This is a genomic window from Monashia sp. HAY1-5C (genome assembly GCF_056755255.1).
In genome coordinates, this window is the sequence record NZ_JBPGXG010000163.1 from 1 (window position 1) to 9,436 (window position 9,436).

The 9,436-nt window shown below is 71.9% G+C and carries 10 protein-coding genes; 1 reads left to right on the forward strand and 9 read right to left on the reverse strand.

Annotation, left to right across the window (positions count from 1 at the left end; translation table 11 throughout):
* The 5 genes from ACR9ZK_RS18945 to ACR9ZK_RS18965 all read right to left on the reverse strand — a co-directional run.
* On the reverse strand, positions 1 to 383 hold a 383-nt coding region (locus tag ACR9ZK_RS18945; RefSeq protein WP_481343510.1), incomplete at its 3' end, for an NAD(P)-binding protein.
* Positions 380 to 2,035, reverse strand: a complete 1,656-nt coding sequence (locus ACR9ZK_RS18950) for an AMP-binding protein (protein ID WP_481343511.1) — start codon at positions 2,033 to 2,035, stop codon at positions 380 to 382. The genes ACR9ZK_RS18950 and ACR9ZK_RS18945, both read right to left, overlap by 4 nt.
* Positions 2,035 to 2,961, reverse strand: a complete 927-nt coding sequence (locus tag ACR9ZK_RS18955) for an acyl-CoA thioesterase (protein ID WP_481343512.1) — start codon at positions 2,959 to 2,961, stop codon at positions 2,035 to 2,037. The genes ACR9ZK_RS18950 and ACR9ZK_RS18955 overlap by 1 nt, the downstream gene beginning before the upstream one ends.
* Positions 2,958 to 3,443 carry a cupin domain-containing protein gene (locus ACR9ZK_RS18960; RefSeq protein ID WP_481343513.1) on the reverse strand — a complete coding sequence of 162 codons (486 nt, stop codon included), beginning with the start codon at positions 3,441 to 3,443 and terminating at the stop codon, positions 2,958 to 2,960. Before ACR9ZK_RS18960 ends, ACR9ZK_RS18955 begins: the two co-directional genes overlap by 4 nt.
* Before the next feature lie 41 nt (positions 3,444 to 3,484).
* Positions 3,485 to 4,309, reverse strand: coding sequence for a fumarylacetoacetate hydrolase family protein (locus ACR9ZK_RS18965; RefSeq protein WP_481343514.1), 825 nt, complete (start codon positions 4,307 to 4,309; stop codon positions 3,485 to 3,487).
* A 145-nt stretch (positions 4,310 to 4,454) separates the two neighbouring features.
* On the opposite strand from ACR9ZK_RS18965, the gene ACR9ZK_RS18970 reads away from it, so the two are divergent.
* Positions 4,455 to 4,883, forward strand: coding sequence for a RidA family protein (locus ACR9ZK_RS18970; RefSeq protein WP_481343515.1), 429 nt, complete (start codon positions 4,455 to 4,457; stop codon positions 4,881 to 4,883).
* Here the strand turns inward: ACR9ZK_RS18970 and ACR9ZK_RS18975 are convergent.
* The 4 genes from ACR9ZK_RS18975 to ACR9ZK_RS18990 form a co-directional block, all read right to left on the reverse strand.
* Positions 4,849 to 5,703 carry a PaaX family transcriptional regulator gene (locus ACR9ZK_RS18975; RefSeq protein ID WP_481343516.1) on the reverse strand — a complete coding sequence of 285 codons (855 nt, stop codon included), beginning with the start codon at positions 5,701 to 5,703 and terminating at the stop codon, positions 4,849 to 4,851. The two genes, ACR9ZK_RS18970 and ACR9ZK_RS18975, sit on opposite strands and share 35 nt — an antisense overlap.
* A gap of 61 nt (positions 5,704 to 5,764) precedes the next feature.
* On the reverse strand, positions 5,765 to 6,037 hold the full coding sequence (locus ACR9ZK_RS18980; RefSeq protein WP_481343517.1) for a hypothetical protein: 273 nt from the start codon (positions 6,035 to 6,037) through the stop codon (positions 5,765 to 5,767).
* A 291-nt stretch (positions 6,038 to 6,328) separates the two neighbouring features.
* Complete coding sequence (locus ACR9ZK_RS18985; protein WP_481343518.1) at positions 6,329 to 7,858, reverse strand: amino acid permease; 1,530 nt, start codon at positions 7,856 to 7,858, stop codon at positions 6,329 to 6,331.
* A 91-nt stretch (positions 7,859 to 7,949) separates the two neighbouring features.
* Positions 7,950 to 9,359, reverse strand: a complete 1,410-nt coding sequence (locus ACR9ZK_RS18990; protein WP_481343519.1) for an aspartate ammonia-lyase — start codon at positions 9,357 to 9,359, stop codon at positions 7,950 to 7,952.
* Between the last annotated feature and the right edge of the window lie 77 nt (positions 9,360 to 9,436).

Consider the following 9,436-nt stretch of genomic DNA (forward strand, 5'->3'; position numbering starts at 1 on the left):
GCCCGGAGCAGGTCCGCGTCGGGTGCCTCGGTGCGGTAGTGCACCTGCACGCCGAGCTCGGCCACCCGCGCCTGGAGGATGCGGAGCAGCTCCTTGCGGCTCATCGCCGCGAACCCCTGGCCGCCGATCGTCGAGGTGACCCCGTCGACCGACACGTCGATGTCGGTCCATCGGGCGAACCGGCGTTCCATCGCGCGGTAGATCGCGGTGTCGGCGCTCTCGATGCCACCGAGGGTCTCGTCGGAGAACACGACCCCGAAGCCGAAGGTGTCGTCGGGGGCGTTGCGCTCCCACACGGTCACCTCGTGGCCGGCGTCCAGCTGCTTCATCAGGGCGGCCAGGTACAGGCCACCCGGGCCCCCACCGACGATCGCGACTCTCATGACGACATCTCCTTGACCAGCTCACGCAGCTTGTAGTGCTGGAGCTTGCCGCTCGTGTTGCGGGGCAGCTGCTCGACGAAGCGCACTCGGCGCGGGTACTTGTACGGGGCGAGGGTCGCCTTGACGAACTCCTGGATCTCGCGCGCCTTGGCCTCGTCGCCGACGACCCCCTCGCGGAGCACGACGAAGGCGCTGACCACCGAGCCGCGTTCGGGGTCCGGCTCGCCCACGACACCGGTCTCGACGACATCGGGATGGGCGTCGATCGCCTCCTCCACCTCCGGCGCGCCGATGTTGTAGCCGGAGGACACGATCATGCTGTCGGTGCGTGCGCGGTAGAAGAAGTAGCCGTCCTCGTCCTCGACGAAGGTGTCACCGGTGACGTTCCAGCCGTCCACGACGTAGGCGTACTGTCGGTCGTCGTCGAGGTAGCGGCAGCCGACAGGGCCGATGACGGCCAGGCGGCCCTCGGTGCCCGGGGGAACCGGCGTCGAGTCGGGGCCGAGGATCGTCGCACGGTAGCCGGGGACCGGTCGACCGGTGCTCCCGGGCCGCATCTCGCCCTCCGGGGCGGAGATGAAGATGTGCAGCATCTCGGTCGCGCCGATGCCGTCGATGACCGACAGCCCGAGCTCGGAACGGATCCTCTGCCAGACCTCCTGGGGGAGGTGCTCGCCGGCGCTGACGGCCTTGCGCAGCCCGGCCAGCTTCGCCAGGTGGCCGCCCCTGATGATCTGCTTGTACGCCGTGGGCGCGGTCGCGAGGACGGTCACGCCGTGCTGCTCGACGACCTCCGCGAGCTGGACGGGCGTCGTGCTCTCGGTGAGCAGGGCACAGGCGCCGGCCCGGAGGGTGAAGACGACGAGCATGCCCAGGCCGAAGGTGAAGGCGAAGGGAGCCGTGCAGGCGACGACGTCGTCCGGCTCCAGGCGCAGGATGTGGCGTCCGAATGTGTTGTCGATGGACAGGAGGTCACGGTGGAAGTGCATCGTGACCTTCGGCACGCCGGTGCTGCCGGAGGTCGGCCCGAGGAGCGCGACGTCGTCGGCCGCCGTGTCCACGCCTCGGTACTCGCCCGGCTTGGACGCGACGCGTCGCGTCAGGTCCTCGTCGGTGTCGCCGCCGTAGGGGACGACGACGAGGCCGCCCGCGACGGTGTCGCGCACCCTCTCGACCTCCTCGGTGAACCGGTGGTCGACGAGGGCGACCACCGGTCGGGTCTTCTCCACGATGGGGCCGAGCTCGCGGGCCCGCAGGGCGGCCATCGTCGTGACGACCACGCCACCGGCCTTGAGGGTCCCCAGCCACGCCGCGACGGTCCACGGGGTGTTCGGCGAGCGGAGCAGGACGCGGTTGCCCGGCTCCAGCCCGAGGTCCTCGGTGAGCACCGCCGCGACCTGGTTGGCGCGCCGCTGCAGGTCGCCGTAGGTCCACACCGTGCCGTCGGTGGCGCGCACTGCGGGGCGGTCGGCGCCGTGACGGTCCACCGCCGCGTCGAGCAGCTCGGTGGCGGCGTTGAGGCGCGCGGGGTACTGCAGCTCGGGGGTGGTGAACTCGAGGGTCGGCCACAGCCCGTCGGGCGGCAGGTGGTCGCGGGCGAAGGTGTCGGTGTACGCGCTCGGTTCCAGGGCGGGTCGGGCGGAGTTCGGCATCAGTGGCTCCCTCTGCTGGCGCGGATCATGCCCTCCTGGACGACGGTCGCCAGGTGCTCGCCGTCCGGCGTGAAGAAGCGACCGAGGCCGACGCCGCGCCCGGCGTCGGCCGAGACGGCCTCCTGCGCGTAGAGCAGCCAGCCGTCGAGCACCCCCGGCTGCGGCTGGCGGTGGAACCACATGGCGTGGTCGAGGCTGGCGGTCACGAGGCCGGGCTTCGCCCACGGCAGGTCGAGCACGCGCAGGACCGGCTCGAGGATCGTGTAGTCGCAGACGTAGGCGAGGGCGGCGAGGTCGCGCTGGGCGTCGGTGAGGCCGTCGACCGGGCGCAGGGCATCGAACGGTCGCACCCACAGGGCCTGGTGCGGTACCCGGCCGCCGTCGACCCGCAGGTAGACCGGGCCCGGCACGTGGCGCATGTCGAAGCTGCGCCCGCCCGACCAGTACTCCTTGGACTCTGCCGTCATCGTGGAGCCGTCCCCGGGGTCGTGCCCGGCCAGGTAGTCCGCCGAGGTGGGCAGCGACTCGGGTCCCGGGACGGCGGCCACCGGGGCGGCCGCGTAGCGACCTCCGTCCTCGCCGGCGGCGAAGCCGGCGAGGCCCACGTACGCGGGCCTGCCGTTCTGGAAGGCCCGCACGTGGCGGGTCGCGTAGCCGCGCCCGTCGCGCAGCACCTCCACCTCGTACGTCACCGGCGCGGCGATGTCGACGGGCCGCATGAAGTAGCTGTGCATCGAGTGCATGACCTTGCCGTCGGTGACGCTCAGCATCGCGGCGGCCGCTGCCTGCGCGACCATGTCGCCGCCGTAGGCCTTGGGCCACGGGCAGGGCTGGGTGGTGGCGCTCCAGGCCAGGTCGAAGTGCTCGGCGGCGGTGGGCGTCAGGGCCAGGGCCGCCGTGAGGGTCTCCGAGGTCGGCCCGCTCACGGACGGTCCACCCAGTGCCGCAGCTCGGCATCGGCGACCTGCGGGAGGTTGACGACGATGTTCTCGGGGGTGCGTGCCGTCATCCACGTCAGGGGGTTGTTGCGGTCGAGGTTGCACTCGACGTGCGGCATGAACGGCGGCACGAAGACCCAGTCGCCCTCTTCCATGTCGATGTAGTCCTCGAAGCGCTCGCCGAAGTAGATGCGGGCGCGGCCGGACAGCACGTAGCCGCCGGTCTCGGCCTCCCCGTGGTGGTGCGGCACGGACCGGTACCCGGGGTCGTTGCTGACCTTGCCGAACCACAGGCGTGTCGCCGGCGTGTGCTGGATGCTGACGCCGGAGACTCGCGTGGCGCCGCTGGACTGGCCGGTGTCGCCCACCTCGTGCCCGCCCCGCGTGACGACCGGCACGACCAGTCCGTTCGCATCCGCGTAGATCGAGTTGTCGCCGACGAGCTGGTACTTGCTGAGGTCGGGCTCCATGATGGGTCTCCTTGTGTCAGAGGTCGTTCCGTGGGAGGGGATCAGTCGAGGGGTGGTCCGACGCGGACGACGTTGCGCAGCAGGCCGATCCCCTCGATCTCCGTCTCGAGGACGTCGCCGTCACCGAGGAAGCGCTGCGGGTCGCGGCTGACGCCGACGCCGCCGGGGGTGCCGGTGAGGACGAGGTCACCGGGGCGCAGGACGGTGAAGCGGGAGATGTAGGAGACGAGCTCGGCGGCGTCGAACAGCAGGGTCGCCGTGCTGTCGCGCTGGACCTCCTCGCCGTTGACGCGGCACGTGAGGGTGAGGCCGTCGGCCGGGTCGAGCTCGTCGGCGGTGACGAGCACCGGCCCGACGGGCGTCGAGCGGTCCCACGCCTTGCCCTGGAACCACTGCAGCGTGCGGTACTGCCAGTCGCGCACGGAGACGTCGTTGGCCACGGTGTAGCCGGCGACGGCCGCCACGGCCGTGGCCCGGTCCGCGTTGCGGACCTCCGCCCCGACGACGACCGCGAGCTCGGCCTCCCAGTCGACCTGGGTGCCGGGTGCGATGACGACGTCGTCGGTCGGCCCGACGAGGCTGTCGGCGTACTTGGCGAACAGGGTGGGGTGCCGCGGCAGCTCGCGACCGGTCTCGAGGATGTGCTCGCGGTAGTTGAGGCCGCAGCAGACCACCTTGGCCGGCCGTGGCAGTGGTGTCACCGGCCGGGCGTCCGGCAGCGGCGCACCGAGCGGCTGCCCCTGCCCGAGGGTGCCGCCGGTGGAGAGGAGCTCGGACAGGTCCCGGGCGGGCAGCGCGCGCCAGCCGTCTGCCGTGTACGCCGCGGCGTGCGTGGTGCCTCGGTGGGCGACGGTGCCGAACTGCATATAGCGAGATTGTCACGGTCGTCGAAAAAGATCAATAGGTGGTCTATCCTGAGGTCGCCGCCCCGCCGTGGTGGCAGGCCGGCGCCCGAGAGCCGCGGCGCCACCACCGTTCGACGACCAGCGACTGCCCGACCCTGGAGGTCCCATGTCCGCCGACCCGACGCCGATCCCGGTCAACCCGGCCGCGCTGCCCACCCCGCGGGGCTACTCGCACGGCACCCTGAGCGGCAACACGCTCTACCTCGGCGGGCAGACCGCCCTCGACGCCGACATGCAGATCGTCCCGGGCGGGATCGTCGCCCAGTTCCGGCAGGCGTTCTCCAACGTCCTCGCGACCCTCGCCGAGGCGGGCGGCCGGCCGGAGGACCTCGTGAGCATCACGATCTACCTCACCGACATCCCGGACTACCAGGCCCACGGCCGCGAGATCGGACAGGTGTGGCGCGAGCTGGCCGGGCCCGTGTACCCCGCGATGGCCGGCATCGGCACGACCGGCTTGTGGCAGCCCGAGGCCCTCATCGAGATCGTCGGCGTCGCCGTCATCCCCGACGAGCGGCTCCGGCCTGGTCGGTGACGAAGTCGTGGGCGGGCCCCGACAGCATGGCGTGCAGCGCGAAGAAGGTCTCCGCCGCCCGGGTGCCTGACCAGTCGGGCGGCAGCAGGTCCGTCGGCAGCCCGGGGTCGAGGTAGGGCAGGCGGCGCCAGGCGGTCAGGGCGCGGAGGTGGTCGGCGAACGCGGCCGGCCCGACCGGCACGTGCGGCTGCTCGGCCCAGGCCCGGCGGGCCGGCTCGTAGGAACCGAGGAAGTCCGCGTAGAGCAGCTCGAGCGCGCCCAGGTCCCACCACCGGGCCACCTTGTCGGCCGGTTCACCGAACGCGAGGTACTCCGCCCGGAACAGGTCGACGTACGGTTCCAGGCCGTCGCCGAGCAGGACCTCCCGGGCGTCGTCGGCCAGGTGTCCGGGAGCGATCCACACACCCGAGGACACCGTGCCGAAGCCCAGCCAGGACAGGCGGGACCGGAGCGCGTGGCGCTTCTGGCGTTCGGACTCGGGCACCGAGAAGACGACGACGACCCAGTGGTGCGCGTGCTGTCGGCGCGGCGCGAAGATGCGCCGGTCGCCGACCTCGAGCAGCCGGCGCGCGTAGTCGGACAGGGCGTACCCGGCAGCGCCGTCGCGGCGCTCGGCCTCGACGATGCCGCGACGCTTGAGGCGGGACAGGGACGAGCGGACGGCCTGCTCGTCGACGCCGGCGGCGCCCATGAGGCGGATCAGCGCGCTGACGCTGATCCAGCCACCGAGCTCGCGGACGTAGAGGCCCAGCAGGGTGACGATGAGCGCGCGAGGCGGTAGGGGACCCCGTTCGGTACCGCCGTCGAGTTCCGTCGTCACGGGGGCACAGTATCGGGACCCGGCCACGCCCTCGTGTGACGCCCTCGTGGGCCTCAGGCGCTCAGCCGACCGCCACGGACGAGCGAGCCTCGGTCACGACCTCGTGGCCGCAGCGCGCGCAGCACCAGCCGGTCTGCCGCCTGAGGTAGTGGTGCCCGGACCGGCCGCAGTGGGCGCCGGCCGCGGAGACCGTCGCGGGAGCGAGCATCGCCACCGTCCGGTCCTGCACCGCCCGGCGGCCGGCGTGGTGGCGAGCCCTGCCGACGAGCACCCCGACCAGGACGGCCAGGACGGCCATGGAAACGACGACCGACGGAACCATGAGAGCGTTCATGCCTGCTCGACCCCCAACTGTGCGTGGTCCTGCCGGACCGGTGACCGGAAGCGCGATGTCCTGCTTCCTTCCCATCACGATGCCGGTCCAACTGCAACGCCGCCGTGAGCGACCCCCGAAGAAGTGCACAAGAACGACGCAAGACCTCCGGTGCCCGTTGCCGTTCTGCTGCAGGTGTTCTCGTCGGCCACGGACACCGCCCGCTCGGCGCACGTGTGCCGCCGAGGGGGCTCGGCGGCACACGGGTCGGACCGCAGGGGTCGACGGGGGCTCAGGCGGCGCCCCCCGGCCTCAGGCCTCCTCGACGATCGGCCTCGGCGCGGCGGACCGTCGGGTCGGGTGCGTCGGCGCTGCCTCACCCGCGGCGATGCGCCGGATGCGGTCGCGGGCGAGCAACCAGCCTCCGGCGAGCAGCGGGACGATGACGGCGAGCGAGGCGACCGTCCACGTGCCGACGGGGCGGTCGAAGGCCATGAGGACGATGACCGCGGCGAGGAACCCGAGGGTGAGCCACCCGGTGAACGGCGACCCGAAGAGGCGGAACGAGGGCCGCACGAGCCGGCCCGCCCGCGCCCAGGCGACGAGCCGCATCTGGCACAGCACGATCATCCCCCACGCGGCGACGATGCCGAGGGCCGCGACGTTGAGGACGATCTCGAAGGCCTGGGCCGGCACGAGCGCGTTGAGCAGGACACCGACGAGGGCGACCGCGGCGGTGATGACGATGCCGCCGTAGGGCACGCCGCCGCGGCTCATCCGTCCGGCGAACTGCGGCGCCGAGCCGGAGAACGCCATGGAGCGCATGATGCGGCCCGTCGAGTAGAGGCCGGCGTTGAGCGAGGACAGCGCTGCGGTGAGGACGACGAGGTTCATCGCGGTGTCGACCCCCTCGACGCCGATCGACCCGAAGAAGGTGACGAACGGGCTCTCGCCGGCCTTGTAGGCCGTGTACGGCAGCAGGAGCGAGAGCAGCACGACGGACCCGACGTAGAAGACGATGATGCGCACGATGACCGTGTTGATCGCCTTGGGGATGACGACGCGGGCGTTCTCGGCCTCGCCCGCAGCCGTGCCGACGAGCTCGATCGAGGCGTAGGCGAAGACGACGCCCTGCACGACGACGACCGCGGGCAGGACGCCGTGCGGGAAGATGCCACCGTTGGCGCCGAGCAGGCCCAGCCCCGGGTGGTGGCCGGCGACCGGCGTGCCGAAGAAGAGGAACCACAGCCCGACCGCGAGGAAGATGACGAGCGCGGCCACCTTGACCAGGGCGAACCAGAACTCGAGCTCGCCGAACACCTTGACGTTGACGAGGTTGAGGCCGAGGACGAGCACGAGCGCGCCGAGGGCGAAGGCCCACTGCGGGACGCTCGCGATGGGTGCCCAGTACCGCGCGAAGAAGTTCATGTAGAGCGCGACGGCCGTCACGTCGACGACGGCGGTCGTGGCCCACACGAGCCAGTACATCCACCCCGTGACGAACGCCGCCTTCTCGCCGTAGAACTCGCGCGCGTAGGACACGAACGAGCCCGACGAGGGCCGGTGGAGCACGAGCTCGCCGAGCGCGCGCAGGATGAGGAAGGCGAAGAAGCCGCACACCGCGTACGTCAGGGCGAGCGACGGCCCTGCGGCCTCGAGGCGTCCCCCGGCACCGAGGAACAGGCCCGTCCCGATGGCACCGCCGATCGCGATCATCCTGATCTGCCGGGGCTTGAGGGACTTGTGGTAGCCGCTCTGCTCGCGGTCGGTCAGCGAGCCGTCCGCCGCCGGTGCGTTCGGCGGAGCGGACGGTGGCTGGGTTCTGGTCGTTCTTCCAGGCATGCTCGTCATTGGGCGCCTTTCTGTGACAGGAGAATCCGGAGGGGAGCGTGCGACCGGCGGCCGACGCCGTTGGCGTGTGGACCGCGCCGCGTCAGACGGGCTGCGGGCGGGAGTCGGGCAGGTTGGCGAGCCGCTCCGGCCGGATGAGCTCCTCGAGCTCGTCGGCCGACAGCAGACCCCGTTCGAGCACGAGCTCGGCGACGCCGCGCCCGGTGAGCAGCGCCTCGGTCGCCACGGACGTCGCGGCCGCGTACCCGATGTGCGGGTTGAGCGCCGTCACCAGGCCGATCGACCCCGCGACGGAGGCGCGCAGCCGGTCGGCGTTGACGGTGATGTCGTCGACGCACCGGTCGGCCAGCACGCGGCACGCGTTGCCGAGGTGGGTGATGCTGCGGTTGAGGCTGTGCACGATGACCGGTTCGAAGGCGTTGAGCTGCAGCTGACCACCTTCGGCGGCGAGGGTCACCGTGACGTCGTTGCCGATGACCTCGTAGGCGACCTGGTTGACGACCTCCGGGATCACCGGGTTGACCTTGCCGGGCATGATCGACGACCCCGACTGAACGGCAGGCAGGTTCAGCTCCGCCAGTCCGCTTCGCGGCCCCGACGAGAGCAGCCGCAGGTCGTTGCAGATCTTCGACAGCTTGACGGCGACCCGCTTGAGCACGCCGGACAGGTGGACGAAGGCGCCGACGTCGGCCGTGGCCTCGATGAGGTCGGGGCTTGTCGTCAGCGGCAGGGCCGTGATCTCGGCGAGGTGGCGGCGCGCCGACTCGGCGTAGCCCGCGGGAGCGTTGAGCCCGGTGCCGATGGCCGTCGCGCCGAGGTTGATCTCGTGGAGCAGGGTGCCGGCCTCGGCGAGACGGTCGCGGTCCTCGGCCAGCGTCACCGCGTACGCGGCGAACTCCTGCCCGACGGTCATCGGCACGGCGTCCTGCAGCTGCGTGCGCCCCATCTTGACGACGTCGTGGAACTCGACGGCCTTGCGGCGGAAGGCCGCGACGAGGTGGTCGACCGACGCGAGCAGGTCGGCGAGGGCGCGGATCGTCGCGATGTTCGCGGCCGTCGGGTAGACGTCGTTGGTCGACTGGCTGAGGTTGACGTGGTCGTTCGGGTGGAGCACCGCGTAGTCGCCGCGCGCCGCGCCGAGCAGCTCGAGGGCCCGGTTGGCGATGACCTCGTTGGCGTTCATGTTCGTCGACGTGCCGGCGCCACCCTGGATGGCGTCGACGACGAACTGGTCCGCGAGCCGGCCGTCCAGGATCTCGAGGCAGGCGGCTTCGATGGCGCCGCAGCGCCGCTCGTCGAGCAACCCGAGGTCGCGGTTGGCGCGGGCCGCCGCGAGCTTGACGGCGGCGAGCCCGCGCACGAGGTACGGGTTGCCGGCGATGGTCTCGCCGGTGATGGGGAAGTTCTCGACGGCGCGGAGCGTGTGGACGCCCCAGTAGGCGTCGTCGGGGACGTCGCGGTCTCCGAGCAGGTCGTGTTCGGTGCGGGGCATGGTTCCTCCTGGCGGGGCGGGCAGGCGAGCGGTGCTGCGGCTGTCTCTTATACACATCTGACGCTGCCGACGACGGA

Excerpts from the sequence above, each read along its gene's own strand:
- ACR9ZK_RS18960 (WP_481343513.1), bottom strand. The coding sequence starts at position 3,443 with ATGGAGCCCGACCTCAGCAAGTACCAGCTCGTCGGCGACAACTCGATC.
- ACR9ZK_RS18950 (WP_481343511.1), bottom strand. The coding sequence starts at position 2,035 with ATGCCGAACTCCGCCCGACCCGCCCTGGAACCGAGCGCGTACACCGAC.
- ACR9ZK_RS18985 (WP_481343518.1), bottom strand. The coding sequence starts at position 7,858 with ATGCCTGGAAGAACGACCAGAACCCAGCCACCGTCCGCTCCGCCGAAC.
- ACR9ZK_RS18970 (WP_481343515.1), top strand. The coding sequence starts at position 4,455 with ATGTCCGCCGACCCGACGCCGATCCCGGTCAACCCGGCCGCGCTGCCC.
- ACR9ZK_RS18965 (WP_481343514.1), bottom strand. The coding sequence starts at position 4,309 with ATGCAGTTCGGCACCGTCGCCCACCGAGGCACCACGCACGCCGCGGCG.
- ACR9ZK_RS18980 (WP_481343517.1), bottom strand. The coding sequence starts at position 6,037 with ATGAACGCTCTCATGGTTCCGTCGGTCGTCGTTTCCATGGCCGTCCTG.
- ACR9ZK_RS18990 (WP_481343519.1), bottom strand. The coding sequence starts at position 9,359 with ATGCCCCGCACCGAACACGACCTGCTCGGAGACCGCGACGTCCCCGAC.